At 65.1% G+C, this 24,434-nt stretch carries 26 protein-coding genes and 1 riboswitch; of the genes, 13 read left to right on the top strand and 13 right to left on the bottom strand.

Going from position 1 to position 24,434, the window contains the following annotated elements; translation table 11 throughout:
• Positions 1-2: 2 nt before the first annotated feature.
• Both pmtA and dnaN read right to left on the bottom strand, forming a co-directional pair.
• Positions 3-605 (bottom strand): phospholipid N-methyltransferase PmtA, encoded by a 603-nt coding sequence (gene pmtA, locus P9A16_RS12375; protein ID WP_037405986.1) that lies wholly within the window; start codon positions 603-605, stop codon positions 3-5.
• 213 nt (positions 606-818) lie between these two features.
• Positions 819-1,937 carry a DNA polymerase III subunit beta gene (gene dnaN, locus P9A16_RS12380; protein WP_023512756.1) on the bottom strand — a complete coding sequence of 373 codons (1,119 nt, stop codon included), beginning with the start codon at positions 1,935-1,937 and terminating at the stop codon, positions 819-821.
• Positions 1,938-2,171: 234 nt separating this feature from the next.
• On the opposite strand from dnaN, the gene rsmI reads away from it, so the two are divergent.
• From rsmI to P9A16_RS12425, 9 genes are all read left to right on the top strand, one after another.
• On the top strand, positions 2,172-3,098 hold the full coding sequence (rsmI, locus tag P9A16_RS12385; protein ID WP_278025713.1) for a 16S rRNA (cytidine(1402)-2'-O)-methyltransferase: 927 nt from the start codon (positions 2,172-2,174) through the stop codon (positions 3,096-3,098).
• A complete protein-coding gene (locus tag P9A16_RS12390; RefSeq protein WP_023512758.1) occupies positions 3,088-3,456 on the top strand; it encodes a YraN family protein in 369 nt (122 codons plus the stop codon). Before rsmI ends, P9A16_RS12390 begins: the two co-directional genes overlap by 11 nt.
• A 103-nt stretch (positions 3,457-3,559) precedes the next feature.
• Positions 3,560-4,858, top strand: a complete 1,299-nt coding sequence (locus tag P9A16_RS12395; RefSeq protein ID WP_023512759.1) for an extracellular solute-binding protein — start codon at positions 3,560-3,562, stop codon at positions 4,856-4,858.
• Between the two features lie 170 nt (positions 4,859-5,028).
• Positions 5,029-5,910, top strand: a complete 882-nt coding sequence (locus P9A16_RS12400) for an ABC transporter permease subunit (protein ID WP_024270235.1) — start codon at positions 5,029-5,031, stop codon at positions 5,908-5,910.
• Positions 5,911-5,923: 13 nt separating this feature from the next.
• The gene (gene ugpE / locus P9A16_RS12405) at positions 5,924-6,766 is read left to right on the top strand and encodes a sn-glycerol-3-phosphate ABC transporter permease UgpE (protein WP_023514973.1); all 843 of its coding nucleotides are present in this window, start codon (positions 5,924-5,926) and stop codon (positions 6,764-6,766) included.
• 12 nt (positions 6,767-6,778) lie between these two features.
• A complete protein-coding gene (locus P9A16_RS12410) occupies positions 6,779-7,894 on the top strand; it encodes a sn-glycerol-3-phosphate import ATP-binding protein UgpC (RefSeq protein ID WP_023511935.1) in 1,116 nt (371 codons plus the stop codon).
• On the top strand, positions 7,891-8,883 hold the full coding sequence (locus P9A16_RS12415; protein WP_023511936.1) for an endonuclease/exonuclease/phosphatase family protein: 993 nt from the start codon (positions 7,891-7,893) through the stop codon (positions 8,881-8,883). Before P9A16_RS12410 ends, P9A16_RS12415 begins: the two co-directional genes overlap by 4 nt.
• Before the next feature lie 72 nt (positions 8,884-8,955).
• Positions 8,956-9,900, top strand: coding sequence for a glutathione synthase (gene gshB / locus P9A16_RS12420; RefSeq protein WP_023511937.1), 945 nt, complete (start codon positions 8,956-8,958; stop codon positions 9,898-9,900).
• A gap of 263 nt (positions 9,901-10,163) precedes the next feature.
• On the top strand, positions 10,164-11,696 hold the full coding sequence (locus tag P9A16_RS12425; protein ID WP_278025714.1) for a YifB family Mg chelatase-like AAA ATPase: 1,533 nt from the start codon (positions 10,164-10,166) through the stop codon (positions 11,694-11,696).
• Positions 11,697-11,788: 92 nt separating this feature from the next.
• On the opposite strand, the gene P9A16_RS12430 is transcribed toward P9A16_RS12425, so the two are convergent.
• The 4 genes from P9A16_RS12430 to P9A16_RS12445 form a co-directional block, all read right to left on the bottom strand.
• A complete protein-coding gene (locus P9A16_RS12430; RefSeq protein ID WP_278025715.1) occupies positions 11,789-11,986 on the bottom strand; it encodes a hypothetical protein in 198 nt (65 codons plus the stop codon).
• A gap of 115 nt (positions 11,987-12,101) precedes the next feature.
• Positions 12,102-12,500 carry a VOC family protein gene (locus P9A16_RS12435; protein WP_130516581.1) on the bottom strand — a complete coding sequence of 133 codons (399 nt, stop codon included), beginning with the start codon at positions 12,498-12,500 and terminating at the stop codon, positions 12,102-12,104.
• A 61-nt stretch (positions 12,501-12,561) separates the two neighbouring features.
• Positions 12,562-13,530, bottom strand: a complete 969-nt coding sequence (cysK, locus tag P9A16_RS12440) for a cysteine synthase A (protein ID WP_023511940.1) — start codon at positions 13,528-13,530, stop codon at positions 12,562-12,564.
• Positions 13,531-13,660: 130 nt separating this feature from the next.
• On the bottom strand, positions 13,661-14,278 hold the full coding sequence (locus P9A16_RS12445) for a LysE family translocator (RefSeq protein ID WP_278025716.1): 618 nt from the start codon (positions 14,276-14,278) through the stop codon (positions 13,661-13,663).
• A gap of 206 nt (positions 14,279-14,484) precedes the next feature.
• Between P9A16_RS12445 and P9A16_RS12450 the strand changes: the two genes are divergently transcribed.
• Positions 14,485-15,117, top strand: a complete 633-nt coding sequence (locus P9A16_RS12450; RefSeq protein ID WP_278025717.1) for a LysE family translocator — start codon at positions 14,485-14,487, stop codon at positions 15,115-15,117.
• Here the strand turns inward: P9A16_RS12450 and P9A16_RS12455 are convergent, their stop codons facing one another.
• Positions 15,118-16,005 (bottom strand): GNAT family N-acetyltransferase, encoded by an 888-nt coding sequence (locus P9A16_RS12455; RefSeq protein ID WP_278025718.1) that lies wholly within the window; start codon positions 16,003-16,005, stop codon positions 15,118-15,120.
• A gap of 4 nt (positions 16,006-16,009) precedes the next feature.
• Positions 16,010-16,483, bottom strand: a complete 474-nt coding sequence (gene dut, locus P9A16_RS12460; RefSeq protein WP_278025719.1) for a dUTP diphosphatase — start codon at positions 16,481-16,483, stop codon at positions 16,010-16,012.
• 93 nt (positions 16,484-16,576) lie between these two features.
• Between dut and P9A16_RS12465 the strand changes: the two genes are divergently transcribed.
• Positions 16,577-18,157 (top strand): peptide chain release factor 3, encoded by a 1,581-nt coding sequence (locus tag P9A16_RS12465; RefSeq protein WP_278025720.1) that lies wholly within the window; start codon positions 16,577-16,579, stop codon positions 18,155-18,157.
• Between the two features lie 135 nt (positions 18,158-18,292).
• Positions 18,293-18,389: riboswitch (TPP riboswitch) on the top strand.
• Positions 18,390-18,430: 41 nt separating this feature from the next.
• The gene (gene thiD, locus P9A16_RS12470; protein WP_023511946.1) at positions 18,431-19,234 is read left to right on the top strand and encodes a bifunctional hydroxymethylpyrimidine kinase/phosphomethylpyrimidine kinase; all 804 of its coding nucleotides are present in this window, start codon (positions 18,431-18,433) and stop codon (positions 19,232-19,234) included.
• A gap of 26 nt (positions 19,235-19,260) precedes the next feature.
• Here the strand turns inward: thiD and P9A16_RS12475 are convergent, their stop codons facing one another.
• The 4 genes from P9A16_RS12475 to P9A16_RS12490 all read right to left on the bottom strand — a co-directional run bounded on the left by P9A16_RS12475 (position 19,261) and on the right by P9A16_RS12490 (position 22,133).
• Positions 19,261-19,878, bottom strand: a complete 618-nt coding sequence (locus tag P9A16_RS12475; protein WP_023511947.1) for a LysE family translocator — start codon at positions 19,876-19,878, stop codon at positions 19,261-19,263.
• Positions 19,879-19,963: 85 nt separating this feature from the next.
• The gene (locus tag P9A16_RS12480; protein ID WP_024270234.1) at positions 19,964-20,758 is read right to left on the bottom strand and encodes a helix-turn-helix transcriptional regulator; all 795 of its coding nucleotides are present in this window, start codon (positions 20,756-20,758) and stop codon (positions 19,964-19,966) included.
• Positions 20,759-20,761: 3 nt separating this feature from the next.
• Positions 20,762-21,166, bottom strand: coding sequence for a GFA family protein (locus P9A16_RS12485; RefSeq protein ID WP_023515492.1), 405 nt, complete (start codon positions 21,164-21,166; stop codon positions 20,762-20,764).
• A 55-nt stretch (positions 21,167-21,221) separates the two neighbouring features.
• Complete coding sequence (locus P9A16_RS12490; RefSeq protein ID WP_024270233.1) at positions 21,222-22,133, bottom strand: pirin family protein; 912 nt, start codon at positions 22,131-22,133, stop codon at positions 21,222-21,224.
• Between the two features lie 275 nt (positions 22,134-22,408).
• Here P9A16_RS12490 and P9A16_RS12495 point away from each other — a divergent pair, with 275 nt between their 5' ends.
• Positions 22,409-23,230 carry a class II glutamine amidotransferase gene (locus P9A16_RS12495; RefSeq protein ID WP_023516246.1) on the top strand — a complete coding sequence of 274 codons (822 nt, stop codon included), beginning with the start codon at positions 22,409-22,411 and terminating at the stop codon, positions 23,228-23,230.
• Here the strand turns inward: P9A16_RS12495 and coaBC are convergent.
• Positions 23,223-24,428, bottom strand: coding sequence for a bifunctional phosphopantothenoylcysteine decarboxylase/phosphopantothenate--cysteine ligase CoaBC (gene coaBC / locus P9A16_RS12500; RefSeq protein WP_023516245.1), 1,206 nt, complete (start codon positions 24,426-24,428; stop codon positions 23,223-23,225). The genes P9A16_RS12495 and coaBC overlap by 8 nt on opposite strands.
• Positions 24,429-24,434 lie beyond the last annotated feature (6 nt).

Genomic DNA, 24,434 nt, shown 5'->3' on the forward strand with positions numbered 1-24,434 from the left:
CCTCAATGGGTGCGGCGGTAGGTCCAGAGCTGCGCCGGCGGAATGTTGCGCACGACGAAATCGAGATGGGTGATCTGGTAGCGATCCGGCATGGCGACGACGGGGGAGAGCGGGCCGTAGGAGATCTGCACGACGGGGCGTCCGGCCGGAATGCGGGAGAGCAGGTCCTCGATCAGCGACACGCGCTTGTGCATCGGGAAATTGAGCAGCGGCACGGCGGAGACGACGCTGTCGAAGGTGGCATCGCGGAGGTCGCCAAGCGTCTTGTCGAGGTCGAAGGCATCGCCGTTGATGAAATTGACGCCGTCGAAACGGGCGACAAGGTGGTTGTAGAAATCCGTGGAGAATTCGACCGAGGTCAGTTTTTCCGGCGCAAGGCCGGTCTCGAGGATCGCCTTGGTGATGACGCCGGTGCCCGGACCGAGCTCCAGCACGGGAAGGCCGGAAGCAGGATTGACGACGCTCGCCATGCGGCGCGCGGTGATCGAGGAGGTGGGGATGATCGAGCCGACGGCCCGCGTATTGCTCATCCAGCCCTTGAAGAAGCGGATCTCGTCGTCGAATTTCTTGCCGAGCCGTTCCTTGACCTTCACACGCAACGTCATGCCATCCCCCTTCATGGTACGCTTCCGGCCGGCGGCAGGCTTCATTCCCGTCCGCTTCGTTCGGCCATGCCAAATATGTGACGCGGTTTGCGTCAAAAACAAGTCTGATTGCGCCGCCGCCCGCAAGTTTCCCCTGCCGGCGAAAGCACTTCCTAAAAAAGAACCCGCCGGCGGGCCGGCGGGTTCCAGAACAGTTTCCCCGATACGGGAGGCCTATACGCGCATCGGCATGAGCACGTAGAGCGCGTCGTCACCGGCGAGATCGCGCACCAGCGTCGGCGAACCGGGATCGGCCAGCATGAACACGGCTTCCGTGCCGGAAAGCTGCGACGTGATATCGAGAAGGTATTTTGCGTTGAAGCCGATTTCGAGCGGATCGCTGTCATACCCGACCGGCAGTTCTTCCGTCGCGCTGCCCGAATCCGGGTTGTTGACGGTCAGCGTCAGCTGGCCCTCGCCAAGCGCCAGCTTGACGGCGCGGCCGCGCTCGGAAGAGATGGTGGAGACGCGGTCGACGGCCTGGGCGAAAGACTGGCAGTCGATCTTCAGCTCCTTGTCGTTGTTGGTCGGGATCACACGCTGGTAATCCGGGAAGGTGCCGTCGATCAGCTTGGAGGTCAGAACGATCGAGCCGATGGTGAAGCGGATCTTTGCGTCCGAGACCTCGACGGTCACGGTCAGCTCCGGGTTGTCGACCAGCTTCTGCAGTTCCCCGACCGTCTTGCGCGGGATGATGATGCCGGGCATGCCCTCGGAACCCGAGGGCGCTTCCACGTCGGCGCGGGCAAGGCGGTGGCCGTCGGTGGCGACGGCGCGCAGCTTGAGCTGGCCGTTGCTTTCGATCGTGTGGATGAAGATGCCGTTGAGGTAGTAGCGGGTCTCCTCCGTCGAGATCGCGAACTGGGTGCGATCGATCAACATCTTGAGGTCCGTCGCCTTCAGGCGGAACGTGTGCGAGAAGCTGCCGGCGGTGAGATCCGGGAAATCGGACTGTGGCAGGCACTGCAGCGAGAATTTCGAACGGCCCGAGGTGACCGTCATCGAGGAACCGTCGGTGCTGGTGGCGAGCAGCACTTCCGAACCGTCCGAGAGCTTGCGCACGATGTCGTACAGCAGGTGTGCGGGAACGGTCGTCGCGCCGGCCTGCTCGATCTGGGCAGGCGTCGCTTCGGTGATTTCGAGGTCGAGGTCGGTCGCTTTCATGTCGAGGCTCGCGCCGTCCGCACGCAGCAGCACGTTCGAGAGGATCGGGATCGTGTTGCGCCGTTCGACCACGCGATGGACGTGGTTCAGCGACTTCAGAAGATTGGACCGCTCGAGAGTAATGCGCATGGAACTGTACCGCTTTCGACCGCTAGCACGCCGGAGGCCGGCGCGGCATTGCCTTGAAATCCCGGCGGGTGCCGGACGATGTGGACGGGCAAAATGGCAGAAACATGCGGAACTTTGCAAGTGCTAACGGAAGAGGACACAGGATAGTCAACGCCCGGACCTTGCGAGGGCCTGCCCGCTCGCCCATAAGGATGAGGACAGGCGGCCGCCCAGCGGCTGGAAAGGCGACGGGCGATGCGGGATGACGATGCGGCAAACGGCGGTGGCGGAGGCACGAAGACCTTTCGCCTGCACAATGCCGTGATACCCGCCCGGCCGCTGGAGCCGGCGCTTTATCTCGTCGCGACGCCGATCGGCAACCTCTCCGATATCACGCTGCGGGCGCTCGAGACCCTGGCGGGCGCTGATGTGCTGGCCTGTGAGGACACCCGCGTCACCCGCGTCCTGCTCGGCCGCTACGGTATTGTAAACCGGCCCTACGCCTATCACGAGCACAATGCAGACGAGGCGGGTCCGCGCCTCATCGCCGCGCTGGAGCAAGGCAAATCCGTTGCTCTCGTCTCCGATGCCGGCACGCCGCTTGTTTCCGATCCCGGATACCGGCTGGCATTGCTCGCCATTGCTGCGGGCCACCGTGTCGTGCCCATTCCCGGCGCCTCCGCCCCGCTTGCTGCGCTCGTCGGCTCGGGCCTCTCCAACGAGGCCTTCTTCTTTGCCGGCTTCCTGCCGTCCAAGGACAAGGCGCGGCGGGATCGTCTGGCCGAGCTTGCCGGCGTGCCGGCGACGTTGCTGTTCTTCGAATCCCCGCATCGCATCGCCGCGACGGTGGCGGCGGCGGCCGAGGTGCTCGGGGAGGAGCGGGCGGCCTGCGTCTGTCGTGAACTGACCAAGACCTTCGAGGAGTTTCGCCGCGGAACGCTCGGCGAGCTTTCGGTATTTTACGGCGACGGCCACACCGTCAAGGGCGAGATCGTCTTCGTCATCGGCCCGCCCGGTGAGGCCGCCGCACCGGAGGCGGAGGATGTCGACCGGTTGCTTGCCGCGCTCGTCAGGGACATGCCGGCCGGCAAGGCGGCGACCGAGGCCGCGCGGCAGACCGGCCTGCCGCGGCGCGATCTCTACCAGCGCCTCATCGACCTGAAGGGCGGCGATGGGCAATAGGCCGGCGGATCCGGGCCGGCTGAAGGCCTTTCGCCGCGGGCACGTCTCCGAATACATCGCCGCGCTCTACCTTGTCGCCAGGGGGTTTCGCATCCGTGCGATCCGCTACCGCACGAAGCTCGGCGAAATCGACATCATCGCGCGACGGGGCGATCTGGTCGTCTGTGTCGAGGTGAAGGCCCGCCGTGATGTCGACAGCGCTGTCTTTGCCGTCACAGGAACCGCGCAGCAGCGCATCCGTGCGGCAAGCGAAATCTGGTTGTCGCAGCAACCCGACGGCCACCGCCTTTCCCTCAGATATGACATCGTCGCCGTACGCCCCTGGCGGCTTCCCCGGCATCTGCCGGATGCGTTTTGATCAAAAGGAAAATGTAACGAAACTGACACGAAACCGTAACGCGCCCGTCACGGTGGCCCCTTAGTGCACCCCTCACACCAAATCCGGTGAAGAGGAGCAACCCATGTTCAAGCCGCTTTCCCTCGCAGGTTTCGCACTCGCGTTTTCCGCCTCGGCGTCGATGGCCGCCACCAATATCACCTGGTGGCACGGCATGGCCGGTCGCAACGGCGAAGTCATCAATGAAGTCGCCAAGAAGTTCAACGAGGCCCAGTCGGCCTGCGCGCTGACGCCGGTTTCGAAGGGCACCTATGAGGAAGCGCTCGCTTCCGGCATCGCCGCCTTCCGCTCGGGCGAGCAGCCGAACATCCTGCAGGTCTTCGACGCCGGCGCGGCGACGATCATCAACGCTCCGAACGCCGTCATCCCGGCCGAAGACCTGATCACCGGCGCCGGCCACAAGTTCGACCGCGAAGCCTTCATCGAGGGCGTGCGCTATTTCTACGCTGCGCCGGATGGCAAGTTCGTCGGCATGCCGTTCAACTCTTCAGCGCCGATCATGTACGTGAACACCGAAGCCCTGGAAAAGGTCGGTGTGGAAGCGCCGAAGACCTGGGAAGAGTTCGAGGCGATCGCGCCGAAGCTGAAGGAGGCCGGCTACCTGCCGCTCGTCCAGTCGCAGCTGACCTGGCAGTTCACCGAAAACTTCTTCTCGCGCCACAACATCCAGTTCGCAACGAACAACAACGGCTACGACTCGGTCGTTGACACCAAGATCAACATGACGGACCCGAACCTCGTCATGATGTTCACCAAGCTGAAGTCCTGGGCCGACGAGGGTTACTTCGGCTACTACGGCGCCGGCTGGAACGACAACCAGAAGCTTTTCGAAGAGGGCAAGGCCGCCTTCTGGATCGGCTCTTCGGGTTCCTTCGGTGGCCTGACGAAGACCGCGCAGAAGCCGTTCACCGCGACCTTCCTGCCCTATTGGCAGAGCGTCGAGGGCGCCGGCACCAACTCCTTCATCGGCGGTGCTGCGCTGTTTGCCATGTCTGGCAAGTCGGGCGAAGAGAACAAGTGCACGGCCGATTTCTTCCAGTTCCTGACCTCGCCGGAAGTGCAGAAGTTCTACCACCAGGCCACCGGCTACGTCGCCATCACCAAGGCGGCCTACGAGCTGGCGAAGTCCGAAGGCTACTATGAAAAGACCCCGGTCGCCGAAGTCGGCATCAAGCAGCTCATGCTGCCCTCGGGCGACTGGTCGAAGGGCTACCGCCTCGGCTTCTACCCGCAGATCCGCGAGATCATGGAGCGTGAATACGGTCGTATCTTCGCCGGCGAAACGTCGGTCGAAGACGCCCTGAAGACGATCGAGACCGAGGCGAACGACCTGCTCGCCCGCTTTGCCAAGACCGCCGGCTGATAGGTTCAGCTCCGGCCGGCCCCTCATCCGGCCTGCCGGCCACCTTCTCCCCGCAGGTGGGGAGAAGGGACCAAGCCGCGGCGTTTCCTCCCCCTCTCCCCGCTTGGCTAGGGAGAGGGTTGGGGTGAGGGGCAGTCGCCCGCCGCCTCCGCTCTTTCAAAGGCCACGACATGAAGCGCGTCCAGTTCTCGTCGCCCTACCTGCCCTATCTCTTTATCGCGCCGCAGATGGCGATCATCTTCGTTTTCTTCTACTGGCCGTCCGTCCAGGCGATCCAGTCGTCCTTCTATCTCGAGGATCCCTTCGGCTTCGGTTCTACCTTCGTCGGCCTGGCGAACTATTCGGATGCACTCGGCTCCACACAATACCAGGCGATTGCCCGCTTCACCGTGGTCTTCACCGCGCTCGTCACCTTCCTGTCGCTCGGCATCGGCATGCTGCTCGCCGTCAAGGCAGATGCGGTGCTGAAGGGAAGCGCGACGTACAAGACGCTGCTGATCTGGGTCTACGCCATCGCCCCGCCGGTCGCGGGCCTGATGGGCATGATGTTCTTCGACCAGCATATCGGCCCTCTGGTGAAATTCGCCGCCCTTTTCGGCTGGGACATGAAGGTCGGCCTCAATTACAACGATACCGCCATTGCCATGATCATCGTGTCGGTGTGGAAGCAGATCCCCTACAATTTCATCTTCATCCTCTCGGGGCTCCAGAGCATTCCGGCCTCCGTGCGCGAGGCGGCCGCCATCGACTGCCGCTCCGGCGTCCGGCGCTTCTGGACGATGACGCTGCCGCTGCTCGCACCCACTGCCTTCTTCCTGCTCATCATCAACATGACCTATGCCCTCTTCGACACCTTCGGCGTGATCGACGTGATGGTGAAGGACAAGGCTGCCAACAACCCGATCACGCTGGTCTACAAGGTTTACATGGACGGCTTTCGCGGCAACGACCTCGGCGGCTCCTCCGCCCAGTCCGTCATCCTGATGATCGTCGTCTTCGTGCTCACCATCTTCCAGTTCCGCTTCATCGAGCGGCGCGTGCACTACAATTGAGAGGCCGCCCGCCATGAACCGTACCCGTCTGTTCGATCATCTCATCCTCATGCTCGGCGTCTTCGTCATGGTCGCGCCCGTGGTGGTCGCCTTCATGACCTCCACGCACGATGCCGCCGACATCCACAGGAACGGCCTCTCCATCACCTGGGGCGGCAATTTCACCGAGACCTACAACACCGTTTTGACGCGCGAAGGCGGCTTTACCGGCGAGATCACCGGTGCGCGCATGATCTGGAATTCGCTGATCCTTGGTGTCGGTTTCGCCGCGGGCAAGATCATTCTGTCCATGCTCGCCGCCTATGCCATCGTCTATTTCCGCTTCAGGCTCGGCACGCTGTTCTTCTGGATGATCTTCACGACACTGCTGCTGCCGCTCGAAGTGCGCATCGTCCCCTCCTACGAGGTGATGAACAAGCTCTCGCTCACCAACACCTATACCGGTCTCATCGTGCCGCTCCTGGCATCGGCCACCGGCACCTTCTTCTTCCGCCAGTTCTTCAAGTCCGTGCCGGAGGAACTGCTGGAGGCCGCGCGCATCGACGGAGCGGGGCCGATAAAATTCTTCATCGACGTGCTCGTGCCGCTCTCGCGCACCATGATCGCCGCCATCTTCATCATCATGTTCGTCTATGGCTGGAACCAGTATCTCTGGCCGACGCTGATGACCACGGACGAGCGCTTCTTCACGCTGGTGCGTGGCATCAAGCAGATCCTGCTCGTCTGGGTCGGCTCCAACATCCCCGATTACAACGAGGCCTTTGCGCTGGCGATCCTCGCCATGCTGCCGCCGGTCATGATCGTGCTGATCTTCCAGCGGTGGTTCATCAAGGGCCTTACCGAAAGCGACAAATAGGAGGGTCGTCCCATGGCATCGATTGGTATCAAGGACGTGTCCAAGATCTACAATGGCGGCGTGACCGCCGTCAGCTCCGTCTCGATCGACATCGCCGACGGCGAGTTCATCGTGCTCGTCGGTCCCTCCGGCTGCGGAAAGTCGACGCTTTTGCGCATGGTCGCGGGGCTGGAGACGATCAGCGAGGGTGAGGTGACGATCGGCCCACGCGTCGTCAACGATGTCGATCCGGCCGACCGCGACATTGCCATGGTCTTTCAGAACTATGCGCTCTACCCGCATATGACGGTCTACGAAAACCTTGCCTACGGCCTCAAGAACCGCCGCACGCCGAAGGCCGAGATCGACGCGCGCGTGGCGGAAGCCGCCCGCATGCTCGAACTCCAACCCTATCTGGAGCGAAAGCCCCGCGCGCTCTCCGGCGGCCAGCGCCAGCGCGTCGCCATGGGCCGCGCCATCGTGCGCAAACCCTCCGCCTTCCTCTTCGACGAGCCGCTCTCCAACCTCGACGCGAAACTGCGCGTCTCCATGCGCGGCGAGATCAAGCGCCTGCAACGCCGCGTCGGCACGACCTCCATCTACGTCACTCACGATCAGCTCGAAGCCATGACGCTGGCAGACCGCCTCGTCGTGCTCTCCGGCGGCAGGATCGAGCAGATCGGTCGCCCGCTCGATGTCTATCATCGCCCGGCGACAACCTTCGTTGCCAGCTTCATTGGTTCGCCGGCTATGAATCTCGTTTCCGGCGAAATCCATGGCAACAAACTCGCCCTCGGCCCGGCCCTCATCGACCTCGGCGCCACGGTCCCGGCACAGGGCACTGTGACCGTCGGCCTGCGTGCCGAGGACCTGCGTCTCCATCCGGGCGGGGAGGGCAGCCTGCCTTTCCGGATCGATTATGTCGAGGAACTGGGCGCCCAGCGTCTTGTACATGGTTTCGTCGGCGACCAGCCGCTCGTCGCCGCGGTCTCCTCGGAAAATCTGCTGCCGGAAACCGCGTCGCTCTCCATCGCACCCTGCCGGCTGCATTTCTTCGACAGTGCCAGTGGTCGGCGGATCGACTGGTCGCGCGAGGAGCGGTCGGAAACCCATGTCGCCGGCATCCCGGCGCTGGAGCCCGCGTCATGATCCGCGCGGTCGTCGACAGGTTGACCGCTCCCACTCCGGCGGAGCGTGCGGCGATAGCCGATCTCGAAAAGTCCATTCCGGCGCACGATGCCCGGATGGCGGAGCTTGCCTGCATGAACGCCGTGGAGAAAGGCGGCCGTGCCGAGCGCGCCGAACCGTTGCCCTTTCCCTTCACCGTCGCCGCGTGGAACCTCGAGCGTTGCCTCTTTCCGCTCGAAAGCGCCGAGCATCTCGGCGCGACCGGTGCCGAGATCGTGCTGCTCTCCGAAATGGACGATGGCATGGCCCGCACGCGCCAGCGTCACACCACGGCCGAGGTCGCCGGCGATCTCGGCATGGCCTATCTCTACGGCGTCGAATTCATCGAACTCGGCCTCGGCTCCGACACGGAGCTGGAATTCTGCAAGGATCCGTTCAATCGTCGCGGTCTGCACGGCAACGGCCTCATGGCCACCGTGCCGCTGCACCAGCCTTTCCTGCTGCGGCTGGAAGGTGAGCGGTTGTGGTTCATGGGCGAGGTCGACCAGCCGCGTCTCGGCGAGCGCATGGCGATCGGCGCTGTCGTCAACACGGAGGCCGGCCCACTCGTCCTTGCCTCCACGCATTTCGAAAGCGCCACGACGGCCGCCTATCGCGAGCACCAGATGAACGGCCTGATCGACGCGCTCGACGCCGCTTTCCCCGGCCATCCCGTCCTCATCGGCGGTGACCTCAACACGGGCAACCACGCCGACGGCGATTTCGAGGCCGAGGGGCTTTTTGCCCGCGCGGCTGAACGGGGCTTCATTCGCCATGGCGGCCCGCTGGACGGGATGACGACACGCCCGAGCCTCATCACGCGCTGGCCCGAGCGGGCGATGAAGCTCGACTGGTTTCTTGCACGCGGCCTCGCCGTCTCGCAGACGCAGATCGTCTCCTCGCTCTGCCCCTCCGGACGCCCGCTTTCCGACCACGACCTCATCACCTGCCAAATCGATGGCTTAGCCTGACCCCGTGCGAGGCCCGTTGCCATCGCGCCGCCCGCACCCTAAATGTGTCGGGCATTCCTGAGGGGACTTTCCATGGCAAAGATCAAGAACGTCGCGGTCCAGATGGACCATGTGTCGACCATCAACATCGCCGGCGATTCCACGTTCGCCATGAGCCTTGAGGCGCAGAACCGCGGCTACAGGCTTTTTCACTATACGCCAGACCGTCTGAGCCTGCGCGACGGCAAGGTCTACGCCACCGCCGAGCCGATGGAATTGCGCGACGTCAAGGGCGACCACTATACGCTCGGTGACCCCGAGCGCATCGACCTCTCGACGATGGATGTGGTGCTGCTGCGCCAGGACCCGCCCTTCGACATGTCCTACATCACCTCGACGCATCTCCTGGAGCGCATCCACCCGAAGACGCTGGTCGTCAACGACCCGGCCTGGGTGCGCAACTCGCCGGAAAAGATCTTCGTCACCGAATTCGCCGACCTCATGCCGGCAACGCTCATCACCCGCGATCCCGCCGAAATCCGCCGTTTCCGTGAAGAGATGGGCGACATGATCCTGAAGCCGCTCTATGGCAATGGCGGCGCCGGCGTCTTCCATTCTACCAAGGACGACCGCAATCTCTCCTCGCTGCTCGAGATGTTCGGCCAGATGTTCCGCGAACCCTTCATCGCCCAGCAGTACCTGCCGGACGTACGCAAGGGCGACAAGCGCATCCTGCTCGTCGATGGCGAGCCGGTCGGTGCCATCAACCGCGTGCCTGCCGAACACGACGCCCGCTCCAACATGCATGCCGGCGGCCGGCCGGAGCCGACGGAGCTGACGGCGCGCGAAAAGGAGATCTGCGCCCGGATCGGCCCGGCGCTGCGCGAGCGCGGCTTCCTCTTCGTCGGCATCGACGTCATCGGCGACTATATGACAGAGATCAACGTGACCTCTCCGACAGGCATCCGGGAGGTGCGGAAGTTCGGCGGCGCAGACATCTCCGCCCTGCTTTGGGACGCCATCGAGAGCAAGCGCTGAGCCGCTTGCCACCCGCGGCAAGGACCGTTGCGGGGCGTTCCGTTCGCGAACGTCCCGCCTTCGTTCCGTCATTGCAACCGAGTACAACCGGTGCGCGGAAAATTCCCTCGCAAGTTCTGTAATTGTTCTTGTTTCATTCCGAATTCCATGCCAGATTTGCGCCTGCAACCAGAAGGGGTTGCGGCAATCGTTTTCGGCGAAAACGTGTCGCGGTGCCTTGCGCGAAATGAAGCGCGGCGCGGCGGGAGCGGGCGGGGGCAATCATGGTGGCGCGGGTCGGTACGATTGCATTTCAGGGCATCGAGGGTGTGCCCGTCGATGTGCAGGTCATGGTCGCACCCGGCAAGGTGGGCATGCAGATCGTCGGCCTGCCGGACAAGGCGGTTGCCGAAAGCCGCGAGCGGGTGCAGGCCGCCCTGCACGCGTCGGGCCTCTCCTTGCCGCCGAAGCGCGTGACGGTCAATCTCGCTCCGGCGGATCTGCCGAAGGAAGGCAGCCACTACGACCTTTCCATCGCGCTCGGCCTCATGATGGCGCTCGGTGCCGTGCCGGGGGATGCGCTGGAGGACTACGTCGTCATCGGCGAGCTGAACCTCGATGGCACGATCGCCGCGGTCGCCGGGGCGCTGCCGGCGGCCATGGGGGCGAATGCGCTCGGCAAGGGATTGATCTGCCCCGCGGAAAACGGTGCGGAAGCCGCCTGGGCCGGCGGCGATCTCGACATCCTGGCACCGCGCAGCCTTATTGCACTCGCCAACCATTTCAAGGGCACGCAGGTCCTGTCCCGGCCGGCGCCCGCCATCCGTACGGCAGCGGCGGGCCTGCCGGATCTTGCCGATATCCGTGGGCAGGAGAGTGCCAAGCGGGCGCTGGAGGTCGCGGCGGCGGGAAACCACAACCTCTTGATGGTCGGCCCGCCGGGCTCGGGAAAATCCATGCTCGCCGCGCGCCTTGCCGCCATCCTGCCGCCGCTCTCGCCGCGCGAGCTGCTGGAGGTCTCGATGATCCATTCCATCGCCGGCCAGCTTTCCGGCGGGCGGCTGTCGGATCGTCGGCCCTTTCGTGCACCGCACCATTCCGCCACCATGGCCGCGCTGGTCGGCGGCGGATCGCGGGCAAGGCCCGGCGAGGTGTCGCTCGCCCACAATGGTGTGCTCTTCCTCGACGAACTGCCGGAATTCTCGCCGCAGGCGCTCGATGCCCTGCGCCAGCCGCTTGAAACGGGGGAGTGCATCATTGCCCGGGCAAACCATCGGGTGAGCTACCCTGCCGCCATGCAGCTCGTCGCGGCGATGAACCCCTGCCGCTGTGGCATGGCGGGTGAACCCGGCCGCAGCTGCGCCCGCGGTCCGCGCTGCATGAGCGACTATCAGGCCCGCATTTCCGGTCCGCTGATGGACCGTATCGACATCCGCATCGACGTGCCGGCCGTTTCGGCGACGGACCTCATCCGCCCCATGGCTGCCGAGGCCAGCGAGACCGTCGCCCGCCGCGTTGCCCGTGCCCGCGCCCTGCAGGTCGATCGTTTTGCCCGGCTCGGCATGGCCTCCGTCACCAGCAATGCGCGTGCTTCGACCGCGCTCGTCGAAAAGGTGGCGGAGCCCGATCCCGGTGGCCTCCAGCTTCTGCGCGATGCCGCGGAAAAGATGCATTTTTCCGCGCGCGGCTATCACCGCGTCCTCAAGGTCGCCCGCACGCTCGCCGATCTCGACGAAACGCCCATCGTCGGGCGTATTCACCTTGCGGAGGCAATCTCCTACCGCATTGCGAGCGAACGGCTTTCCGCGGCGGCGTGATCCTGGAGCATTTCCAGCCGAAGCGGGATCGTTTCGGCGGCGGGCAATGCGGAAGAAACAAAGGAGATAGAGCATTTCCGGTGAACACGGATTTACCGGAAATGCTCCAGCGACATGGATACACCACAAAACCAAAGCCCCACCAGCCGAAGCGAAATCGCTTCGGTGCCGGATGGTGTTGAGAACAAGTTTTGCAGCCACTCCGGTGAGCCGGATTTCATCGGGATTGTTCTGACGGACGCGTAGACCTCCCGGTCGCCGGTGCCATTCGTCGCACCGTTGCCGATCAAGTGCCTCCCGCCTTAGAGGCCGAGGATTGTGTCGCGACCCGAGCCGTCCTTGATTTGGAGAGGATCGTGCCAGGTTGATCGGTGGCGGGCGAACGGTGCGCCTGCCGATAGAGGCTCAAACCGGGTCTTTGAAGACGGCTTCGATAGCGTGCCCGTCGGGATCGATCACGAAGGCCGCATAGTAGGCCGGACCGTAGTGGAGCCGAAGGCCGGGCGGGCCGTTGTCGCGTCCGCCGGCGGAAAGGGCGGCCTGATGGAAGGCGTCCACCGCGCTGCGGCTGGGTGCGGCGAAAGCGACGTGAAAGCCCGGTCCCGGCGGGGCGGCGACCATGCCGCGGTCCTTCAGGCAGAGCTTGTCGCCACTGCCCGGCGGCCCGTAGCCGACGGCCTGATCCGGTTCGCCGGGGCGGATATCCGACCACACCCGCCCGTAGCCGAGCGGCGCCAGGGCCGCGTCGTAGAACGCGGCTGCGCGGAGAATGTCGCGAACGCCGAGGGAGAGATGGTGGAGCATGAAGTGCCCGCCGGGAAATGGTGGCGGCCCGCCTTGCGCATGGCGCGACGGGCCGGGAGCCTCAGCCGCCGAGACCTTCGAAGAGCGCGGTGGAAAGGTAGCGCTCGGCAAAGGAGGGGATGATGACGACGATGGTCTTGCCGGCGTTTTCCGGGCGGCTGCCGACCTTGACGGCGGCGGTGAGCGCTGCGCCGGAGGAGATGCCGACCGGTACGCCTTCCAGCCGTGCCACGAGGCGGGCATTTTCGAAGGCCTCGTCGTTCGTGACGGTCACGACCTCGTCATAGACGGACGTATCAAGGACCGCCGGCGCGAAACCGGCGCCGATGCCCTGGATCTTGTGCGGGCCGGGAGTGCCGCCGGACAGGACCGGGCTGTCGGCCGGCTCGACGGCGACGACCTTGAAACCGGGCTTCCTTGCCTTGAGCACCTGGCCGGCGCCGGTGATCGTGCCGCCGGTGCCGATGCCGGAAACGAGGATATCGACCGCGCCGTCCGTGTCGTTCCAGATCTCTTCGGCGGTCGTCCGGCGGTGGATTTCGGGATTGGCCGGGTTCTCGAACTGCTGGGGGATGATCGCGCCGGGAATGGTGGCGGCCAGCTCCTCTGCCTTGGCAATCGCGCCCTTCATGCCCTTCGGGCCTTCGGTCAGCACAAGTTCGGCACCGAGCAGCGCCAGCATCTTGCGCCGCTCGATCGACATGGTCTCCGGCATGGTGAGAATGAGGCGGTAGCCCTTGGCGGCGGCAGCGAAGGCGAGGGCGATCCCCGTATTGCCCGAGGTCGGCTCCACCAGCGTCGAGCTGCCGGGCGTGATCCTGCCATCGGCTTCGAGCGCCTCGATCATCGCCACGCCGATACGGTCCTTTACCGAGGCGATCGGGTTGAAGAATTCGAGTTTTGCAAGAAGGGTGGCCGAAACGCCCTTTTCCTTCGCAAATTTGTCGAGCCGCACGATCGGCGTATCGCCGATCGTCTCGGTGATGGAGGCGTAGATACGGCCGCGGCCGGGTTTGCGGGTGTCGGTCATCGGGTGCTCCCTCGGTTCTCGTTCCGCAGAAGATAGGAGCGAATGGTGCCGGAGACGAGTCCGGATTTCGCGACAAAAGTGCCGAAAGCGGAATAATCCGTTTCCTGCCGGTGCAAAACCGGATGAACCTTCACGCCGCGCGGGTTGCGATGTAAGCGGCGGTTCCGGCGAGAATGCCGGCGGCGATCCGGTTCATCCGCTGCAGCGCCTTCGGCTGCTTCAGGAGAAGCCTCGCGCGCGAGGCAAGGGCGATATAGGGCACCAGCACGACGAGCAGCACCACGAAGGTCGCGGCAAGCAGCATGCCGTAGTCTTCAAGGCCGATCGCCTCAAGATCGATCAGCGTCGGCACCAGCGCGACATAGAAGAGCATGGTCTTCGGGTTGCCGAGCGTCACGAAGAGACCCGAGAGGAACGACATCGTCATGCTGCTCGAGGTCCGCGCCTCGATATCCTGCGGGATGAGGCCGCTCGTCCAGAGCTTCCAGGCGATATAGCCGAGATAGAGCGCGCCTGCGATCTTGATCAGCATGAAGGTCGTGGTGAAGGTCTGGGCGATGAAGGCAAGGCCCAGGATGACCGCCGTCAGATAGATCATGTCGCCGAGGATGAGGCCGAGCCCCATGAAGAAAGTGGGCCGGAACCCCGAGCCGAGCGCCCGCGCGACGATCGCCGTGATGCCGGGACCGGGAATGATGGCAGCGATGAACAAGGCGCCACAATAGGCAAGCAGGACAGCGACGGTCATGACGGAACTCCGAAGGATCCTGTTCTTCTAGCGCACTTCCAGCCCAGGAGCGAAGCGGTTTTGTAGCGCTCTAGACGGAACGGAAAACCGGGCTTTGGAAAACTGCGCTGCACACCTTTCACGCCTCCATGGCGTCGGGGGAGATGGGCACTTGCGGCGGGCTGGAAACGCGCGATATGTCTTGTTCCCGCCATGGAGGATCGTGGATGCCCGACGTCACCAGCCTTGCCGCCTTTGCCCTCATCGCGCTCGGCATGGTGCTGACGCCGGGCCCGAACATGATCTATCTCATCTCCCGCTCGATCTGTCAGGGGCCGGCAGCCGGTCTTGTCTCGCTTGGCGGCGTGGCGCTCGGTTTCGTGTTCTACCTCATCTCCGCAGCCCTTGGCATCACCGCGCTTCTGATGGCGGTGCCCTATGCCTATGATGCGCTGCGGTTTGCCGGCGCGCTCTATCTGGCCTGGCTTGCCTGGCAAGCGCTACGTCCTGGCGGGCGCTCCGCCTTCGAGGTGAAGGCGCTGCCGCGAGACAGCAACCGCAAGCTTTTTCTCATGGGCCTTTTGACAAACCTGCTGAACCCGAAGGTCGCGGTGCTCTATATCTCGCTGCTGCCGCAGTTCATCGACCCGGCAAAGGGCGATGTCTTCCTGCAGGCACTGGTCCTTGGCGGCACGCAGGTCGCCATCAGCATCAGCATCAACGCACTGATCGCTGTTTCCGCCGGCTCCGTTGCTGCCCTTTTCACGGCTCGTCCGCGCTGGATGCTGGTGCAGCGCTGGCTCATGGGCACCGTGCTCGCGGGGTTTGCGCTGCGCATGGCGATGGATGCGCGCCGCTGATCAGAACTCGGCCATCGGCGGCAGCGCGAAAGGTTGCTCCGGCGAAAGCCCATCCGACCCGCGCAGCATGAGCACCATGTCGTTTTCGTCCGGTAGACCCGCGCCCGCCCAGCCCAGATGATCGGGTGCAAAGTGCACGGTGACACGGGCAGGTGCGGTGTGCAGGCTCGCCAGGATGTCCGCAAGGCTTGGAATGCGCGCGCCGACGACATCGAGGAGATCGACGCCGCCATCCTCGCTCATCTGCCAGGCGATCGCGGTATTGGTCTCTTCCATCAGGTCGAGCCTGAGGTCTGGCATCAGCGCGGCATTGAAGAGGAACATCTCCTTCTGCCGCAGCGGCGCAAAGTGATCGGATACCGGTCGGCGTCCCTCAAGCAGGCGGCCGAGCAGCGTGACATCGGCCTCGCTGCCGATATCGAGCCGTCGAAGCGGCCCGGCCCGGCCGCCTGTCGGCGCCGGTCCTTCGAAACGATGCTGCGCCAGCACGCGAAAGCCATGGCGGCGGTAGAGATCCGGCGTATCGGTCAGAAGCATGACGGCCTCGAACCCTTCCGCATCGCAGTGCCGGAGCGCCGCTTCCATGACGTCGCGGTAGAGTCCCTTTCCACGGTATTCCGGCCGCACGGCGCCCGATTGCAGGCCCGCGGCGCGCACGAAGGTGCCGTTGACGACAAGCGGCAGGGAAAAGGCACTGATATTTGCGATGCAGCAGCCTTCGCCGTCGAACCAGGCAAAGGGGATACTGGTCGGGTCCGGTCCGCCGAGCCGGTCCATGACCGTCACATCGATGTCGAAGACATCCTCAAGCAGACCGGCGAGCGCCCGCCAGGCGGCGCTGTCGCCGAAATAGTCCGAACGGAAGGAAAGGTCTTCGCGGTGGGGCATCGACCTAGCGTACGCCAGTGGAGCCGAAACCGCCGGCTCCGCGTGTCGTCTCGCTCGCCGTCTCCGCCTCGCGCACGGCGACCTGCGTGACCGGGGCGATCACCATCTGCGCGATGCGCATGCCGCGCTCGATGACGAAAGGCTCATCGCCGAGATTGACGAGCAGCACCTTCACCTCGCCGCGATAGTCGCTGTCGATGGTGCCGGGCGTGTTGAGGCAGGTGACGCCGTTCTTGAAGGCAAGGCCGGAGCGGGGGCGGACTTGCCCCTCGTAACCGGACGGGATTTCGAAGACGAAGCCGGTCGGCACCAGGGTGCGCTTGCCGGGCAGCAGTGTCAGCGGCTGGTCTTGCGCCACGGCGGCACGCAGGTCCATGCCGGCGGCGCCGCCGGTCTCGTAGGCGGGAAGTTCTATGCCTGCGCCATGCGGCAGGCGGAGAAGGCTGAGCATGGACTGGGTGGAGGCGTGTGCGTTCATCCGCCCATAAGCCGGCCGCAGTCCCACCCCGTCAATTGCATCTTCCCGGCGGAGCCTGTAAAGACCGCGGCAACTCACAGGATATTGCAGAAAATGGCCGAAACCCTTGCAGAGGCGGTCTCCCGCCGCCGCACCTTTGCGATCATCGCGCACCCGGATGCCGGTAAGACCACCCTCACGGAAAAGCTCCTGCTTTTCGGCGGTGCCATCCAGCTCGCCGGCGAAGTGAAGGCGAAGAAGGACCGCATCCAGACCCGTTCGGACTGGATGAAGATCGAGCGTGAACGCGGCATCTCCGTCGTCACCTCGGTGATGACCTTCGAATATGGCGGCAACGTCTTCAACATTCTCGATACGCCCGGCCACGAGGACTTCGCCGACGACACCTATCGCACGCTGACGGCGGTGGATGCGGCGGTCATGGTCATCGACGCCGCCAAGGGCATCGAACCGCGCACGCTGAAGCTGTTCGAGGTCTGCCGCCTGCGCGACATCCCGATCATCACTTTCGTCAACAAGATGGACCGCGAGAGCCGCGACCCCTTCGAAATCCTCGACGAGGTGGAAGAGAAGCTGGCGCTCGACACCGCGCCCATCACCTGGCCAGTCGGCCGCTCGAAGACCTTCTGCGGCTCCTATCACCTGGCCGAGCGCACCTTCCGCGGCTCGGACACGCAGGTGCAGCCAACGAAGATCGACGACCCGGCCGTCGTGGCGAAGAACCTGCCGGAAAACGAGCGGGCCGCCTTCACCGAAGAGCTTGAACTCGCCCGCGAGGCCTGCCGGCCCTACGATCAGGAGGCCTTCCTTGAGGGGCACATGACGCCGGTCTTCTTCGGCTCGGCGCTGCGGAATTTCGGCGTGCGAGACCTCATCAACGCACTCGGCGCCTTCGCGCCGCCGCCGCGCGATCAGGTGGCGGATGTGCGCAAGGTCCACGCCTCGGAAGACAAGATGACGGCCTTCGTCTTCAAGATCCAGGCGAACATGGACCCGAACCATCGCGACCGCATCGCCTTTGCCCGCGTCTGCTCCGGCATGCTGGAGCGTGGCATGAAGGTGCGCCTTGCCCGCACGGGCAAGACGATCGGCCTTTCCGCCCCGCAGTTCTTCTTCGCCTCGCAGCGCCAGCTGGCCGATACGGCCTATGCCGGCGACGTGGTGGGTATCCCCAACCATGGCACGCTGCGCATCGGCGACACGCTGACGGAAGGCGAGGCGCTGGTCTTCGAAGGCGTGCCGAACTTCGCGCCGGAAATTCTGCGTCGCGTGCGGCTGGAAGACGCGATGAAAGCCAAGAAGCTGAAGGAGGCGCTCCAGCAGATGGCGGAGGAGGGCGTCGTGCAGCTCTTCTCGCCGGAAGACGGCTCGCCCGCCATCGTCGGCGTCGTCGGTGCGCTGCAGCTCGACGTGTTGAAGGAGCGGCTTTCGGCGGAATATGGCCTGCCGGTCTCCTTCGAAATGTCACGCTTTTCCGTCTGCCGCTGGATTTCCTCGGACAGCGCAGCGGAGCTGGACAAGTTCGTCACCCAGCGCCGCGGCGATATCGCCCGCGACCTTGACGGCGACCCGGTCTTCCTGGCGCAGGATGCCTTCTCGCTGCGCTACGAGGCAGAGCGGTATCCGGCAATCAAGATGGTTGCCATCAAGGAATACCACGTCACAAAGGCCTGATTGGGCGGGTTACCTGCCTGCGAATCCATCGGCCGCCTTCTCCCTGCGGACAGGGAGAAGGATGCATGGCGCCGGGGGCAAACGCTCCTGTACGCCACTTTCGGCGTGACAGGCGCCGCGTCATTTGCGAAAACTCGTTTAAGACAGGGGCGTCCGCCGGAAGGCGGGCTGAGAAGCACCCTTTGAACCTGAACCGGATCATGCCGGCGGAGGGAGTCGAACGGGTGCCGCATCGCAGCCACCCCGAGGCCACCCCTGCCGAAAGGAGGCGAGATGGCCGACACAATCGCAAACATTCTCTCGATCGCGGGCTCCGACCCCTCGGGCGGCGCGGGCATACAGGCGGATCTCAAGACGTTTGCCGCGCGCGGTGCTTACGGTATGGCGGCCCTGACGGCCCTGACGGCGCAGAATACGCAAGGCGTTTCCGGCGTGCATCTGGTGCCGCCCGGCTTCGTGGCGGCGCAGATCGCCGCGGTTTTCGCCGATATCCGGGTGGATGCGGTGAAGATCGGCATGATCGCCTCGGCAGAGATCGCCGAAGCCGTGGCCGCTGCCCTCTCGCCGCATCGTGATGTGCCCATCGTGCTCGACCCGGTCATGGTCGCCAAGGGCGGGGCTTCGCTCCTGGCGCAGGAGGCCGTCGCCGCACTGACGCGCCAGCTGCTGCCGCGCGCAAGCGTGCTGACGCCGAATCTGCCGGAGGCGGCTGCCCTCCTGGGCGAGGCGGAGGCCGTGGACCGGGCTGGTATGGAGGACCAGGCAAGGCGGCTGCTTGGCTTCGGGCCGAAGGCGGTGCTGCTGAAGGGCGGTCATCTGCCGGGCAGCGAGAGCCCCGACGTGCTCGCGACGCCAGACCGGCTGCACTGGTTCGAGGGTGTGCGGGTGCTGACACGCAACACGCATGGCACCGGTTGTTCCCTGTCGAGCGCAATCGCAGCCGAACTCGGCAAGGGACTGGCGCTCCCCGATGCCGTGGCGGCGGCCAAGCGCTTCATCGCCGGTGCCGTGCGCATGTCGGATGCGCTGACCGTCGGCTCCGGCCACGGCCCGCTGCATCATTTTCACGCTCTTTAGGACCGGTCGGCAGCCCGCTCAGGCCGTTACCGGTCGGCGAGTGCAAGCCTGAGGCCCATGAGGCCGAGGGCGGCGGCGAAGCTGCGCTGCATCCAGACGATGACCGCCGGCCGGCTCAGCACCTGCCGGCGCAGGCCGGCGGCAAGCGCTCCATAGCCGACGAAGACAAGGAAGGTGAGCGCCATGAAGATGCCGCCGAGGAAGAGCATCTGTCCGGTGGCATCGCCGGAAGTGCCCGCCGGGATGAACTGCGGCAGGAAGGCGAGAAAGAACAGCGAGAGCTTCGGATTGAAGATGTTGGTGAAGATGCCCTTGCGCACGATCCTTGCCGCGCCGCCGACCGGTGCCTGCTCCGGCCCGACATCCAGCGCATTGCTGTCCTTCAGCAGGCTCCAGGCGATGAACAGGAGATAGGCGACGCCGATATAGCGCAGCACCTCGAAGGCGAGCGCACTGGCATGCAGCACGGCGGCGAGGCCAACGACGCTGGCGAGGATATGCGGGATGATGCCGAGCGTGCAGCCGAAGGCGGCCAGAACAGCAGCGCGGAACCCGCCGCTGATGCCGAGCGCCAGCGTATAGATCACGCCGGTGCCGGGCAAAAGGATGACGACGAGCGAGGTAATGAGGAATTCGGAAGTCATGTCTGGTTCCATGCGGCTTGAAAGACGGCAGGGAATACCGGAAGGGCGGCGCGGGTCTTGAACGAAATTGCGGGATGCAGGCCGTTCAGGCGCGGGCGGCGAGATAGGTGCCGGGTGTGTAGCCGTAGCGGCGGGTGAAATTGCGCGTCATGTGGCTCTGGTCGGCAAAGCCGGACGCAATCGCTGCCTCGGCGAGCGGCGTGCCGGAAGCAATCAGCCGCCGGGCAAGCTCGGTGCGGCGCTGGAGCAGGTAGGCATGCGGTGTCAGGCCGGTGAGGCGGGCAAAATCGCGCACCAGCCGGAAGCGGCCGAGCCCACACTCGCTGGCAAGGTTTTCCAGCGTCACGGCCGAGGCCGGATCGCCGTCGAGCCGGTCACGGGCACGGCCGATCGCCGCGGGACCGTCCTGCCGCGGCGCCTGTTCGCGCAGCACGGCGGCAAGCAGCAGGAGAAGCTGTTCTTCGCGGCCGAGCGCGCCGGCGCTTGCGTCGAGAAGCAGGGTGAGCAGCCTCGAAACCAGGCCCGCAATGCGCCCGTCCTCCAGCACCGGCGCGTAGAATTCCTCGCGCGGTCGCCCTTCGAAAATATCTTCGGCGGCCGCTTGGACGAGCGCGGGCTGCAGGTAGAGCATGTGCCAGGCACGCGCGGCGCCGCCGATTGGCGCGCCGTCGTGCACCTCGCCCGGATTGACGGTAATCGTGTTGCCGGCCGCTGCCTCCACCAGCCCGCGCCCGCTCGCCGATTTCTGCGCGCCGCGTTCGATGAGGCCGATGCCGTAGGTCTCGTGCGTATGGCGCGCGAAGGTATGCCGGCTGTCGGCAAAGACCGCCTCGATACCGTCGAGGCCCGTTCGCACGATCTGGAAACGCTCCGTCGCCATGGTTCAATCCGTCGCGACGCCGGGAAGCGCCGTCGCTTCTCCGAACCAGTCGAGGGCCGAGCGGCACCAGATCTGGCTTTTCGGGGAAAGCGCGGCGCGCTGGTTGATGCTGCCCCAGCGGATGCCCCACGTTGCAGCATCGGTGTCCGTGCCTGTCGTGAACAGGGGCGAACCGCATTCGGGGCAGAAATACTGCAGGCGCTTGCGGCCGTTCTCGGCCGTCTTCGTGTAGAGTTTCGGCGGATTGCCGGTGAGGCGCAGGGCGTCCTTCGGAAGGCTCGCGGTGACGCGGTAGGGCGAGCCGGTCAGCCGCTGGCAATCCGTGCAATGACAGATGGAGACCGCCTCGGGGTCGATCTCGGCTTCGTAGGTGACGAAGCCGCAATGGCATTGGCCGTCGATCCGCATGGTCTATCCTTCCGCCGCGGGACAGGGCGGAAGGATAGGGTTTCGCGGCCGCGCGTCAATGCGCCGGCTTGATGAAGGTGCCGTTCTGCAGTTCGCGCATCGCCTGCTGCAGCTCCTCGCGCGTGTTCATCACGATCGGACCATGCCAAGCGACGGGCTCCTGGATCGGCTTGCCGGTAACGAGCAGGAAGCGGATGCCCTTCTCGCCAGCCTGAACCGTCACCTCGTCGCCCGTGTCGAAGACCACGAGCGTGCGGTTGCCGGAGAGATCGCGAATGTTCAGCTCCTCGCCCTGGTACTCCTTCTCCACCTTCACGCCGAACGGCTTGGAGGCATCGCGGAAGGTGCCCGAACCGGCGAAGATATAGGCGAAGGCGGAGCGGTAGGTGTCGACGGGCAGCACCTTGCGCTTGCCCGGCGGTACGGAAACGTCAAGATAGACCGGTTCGGCGGCGATGCCGTCAACCGGCCCGCTCCGGCCCCAGAAGCTGCCGCTGATGATACGCACCGCCGTGCCGTCGTCATCGACGACGACGGGGATGTCGGCGGACTTGATGTCCTGGTAGCGCGGCGCGGTCATTTTCAGCGAGGAGGGCAGGTTGGCCCACAGCTGGAAACCGTGCATCTTGCCGGCAAAGTCGCCGCGCGGCATTTCCTGATGCAGGATGCCGCTGCCAGCGGTCATCCACTGCACGTCGCCGGCACCCATGACGCCGTTGTTGCCGAGGCTGTCGCCGTGTTCCACGGTGCCGGCCAGCACATAGGTTATGGTCTCGATGCCGCGATGGGGATGCCAGGGGAAGCCGCGGATGTAGTCCGCAGGGTTGTCGTTGCGGAAATCGTCCATCATCAGGAAGGGATCGGTCATCGAGGGGTCTCCGAACCCGAAGACGCGGTGCAGCTTGACGCCGGCGCCTTCCATGGTCGGCTGGGCGATGCTTTCGTGCTTGACGGGGCGTATGGACATCGGGAGGTCCTTTCGGTCGGGTTGCTTGCAGCCCTTATACGCCCCGGTCATTGTTCACGAAATCCGGCGCCCGGGAAACGGACCGTTCACAAAACGCATGTTCCGCCGGAACTGCGCCCTTTGCTGCTGTCATCATAATGACACGCATGGTTTCGGCCCGTTTACATTCGTTAACGCAATTTTACCCATTTGCGTTGAAAATCCGGGCAGTGCCATGGTTAATGCGTCGAGTCCATCACCGGTTCGTGCCGGTCTTCGAAAGCGAGAGTAGCGTCATGTGCCGTTGGGCAGCCTATCGTGGAGAGCCGCTTTTCCTTGAGGAACTGGTGTCCTCGCCTGCCCATTCGCTGATCGAGCAATCCCACTGCGCCACCCGTGCCAAGACGGCGACCAATGGCGACGGTTTCGGCATCGCCTGGTATGGCGAGCGCGCGGAGCCCGGCCGCTACCGCGACATCCTGCCCGCCTGGTCGGATTGCAACCTGCGCAGCATTGCCAGCCAGGTGCGCTCGCCGCTGTTCCTTGCCCATGTGCGTGCCGCAACCGGCGGCGGAACGCGGCGCGACAATTGCCATCCCTTCGTCAACGGCATCTGGTCCTTCATGCACAATGGCCAGATCGCCGACTTCGAGCACCTGCGCCGGCCGCTCGAAACCATGCTCGACAACGACCTCTACATGGCCCGCACCGGCTCGACGGATTCCGAGCTGCTCTTCCTGCTCGCCCTGCAGTTCGGCCTTGCCCGCGACCCGCTCGGCGCGATGGCCGAGACGATCGCCTTCGTCGAGCGGCTCGCCGCCCATCTGGAGCGCCGCGTGCTCGTGCGCTTCACCGCCGCCTTCACCGATGGCGACCAGCTCTATGCGGTGCGGTATGCGACGGACTACGCCGCGCCGACGCTCTACGCCGCGCCAATGGGTGCGACGGGCGGCTATTGCCTGGTCTCCGAGCCGCTGAACGACGATACGGAAGCCTGGGTGGAAATCCCCGATGGCAGCGCCGTCGTGCTCGGCGAAAACGGCGTCGACGTGCGCATCTTCTCTCCCGCCGGCCGGCCGGCACAGGCGATGGAAGGGCGTCTCGCCCTCGTCAAGTAAGCCGTTCGGCAATCCAGCCGGCAAGGCGACCGGCGACGTCGTCCTTCGAAAGATCCGGCCATTGCTCGACGCCGCCGGCGGTGATCAGCTTCACGCTGTTGCGCGTGCCGCCCATGATGCCCGTTTCCGGCGAGACGTCGTTGGCGACGATGAGGTCGGCGCCCTTCTTTTGCAACTTCACGCGGCCGTTGCTCTCGACATCCTGCGTCTCGGCGGCAAAGCCGACGACGACCTTCGGGCGTTTGGCATGATGGCCGACGGTCTTCAGGATATCCGGGTTCTCGGCGAGCATCAGCGGGGGCGGCCCTTCGCCCAGCTGCTTCTTGATCTTCTCGCTGTTCGGTGTTGCCACGCGCCAGTCGGCGACGGCCGCGACCATGACGGCGATATCCGCGGGCAGTGCGCCGAGGACCGCCTGCAGCATCTCGTCCGCCCGCTCGACCTTCACCACCTTGACGCCCGGCGGATCGCTGAGCGTGACGGGGCCAGACACCAGCGTCACCTCGGCCCCGAGCCGGGCGAGCGCTGCGGCGATGGCGTGGCCCTGCCGGCCGGAGGAGCGGTTCGCGATGTAGCGCACGGGGTCGATAGGCTCATGGGTCGGCCCGGACGTAACGACGGCCTTGCGGCCGGCCAGCGGCCTTGCGCCGCCATCGAGCAGGCCTTCCACCGCTGCGACGATCTCGAGCGGTTCGGCCATGCGCCCAAGGCCGGCTTCGCCGCCCTCCGCCATCTCGCCGGCATTGGGGCCGACAAAGGCAAGCCCGTCCCCCCGCAGCGTCTCGACATTGCGCCGGGTCGCCGGATGCGACCACATTTTCGGGTTCATGGCAGGAGCCAGCAGCACCGGCCGGTCGGTGGCGAGCAGCACCGTGGAGGCAAGGTCGTCGGCGAGGCCGTTCGCCATCTTCGCCATGAGATCGGCCGTGGCGGGGGCGACGACGATGAGGTCGCAATCGCGCGCCAGCCGGATATGCCCGACATCCTGCTCGTCTTCGCGGGAAAAGAGGTCGGTATAGACATGGCCGGCCGAAAGCGCGCCGACGGCAAGCGGCGTGACGAATTGCTGCGCGCCCGCCGTCATGACCGGACGAACCTCGGCGCCGCGCTCGCGCAGCCGGCGGATCAGGTCAAGGCTCTTGTAGGCGGCGATGCCGCCGGACATGACGAGAAGGATGCGTTTTCCAGCAAGCGACATGGCGGG

It is taken from the genome of Shinella sp. 838 (assembly GCF_029623935.1).
GTDB lineage: Bacteria > Pseudomonadota > Alphaproteobacteria > Rhizobiales > Rhizobiaceae > Shinella.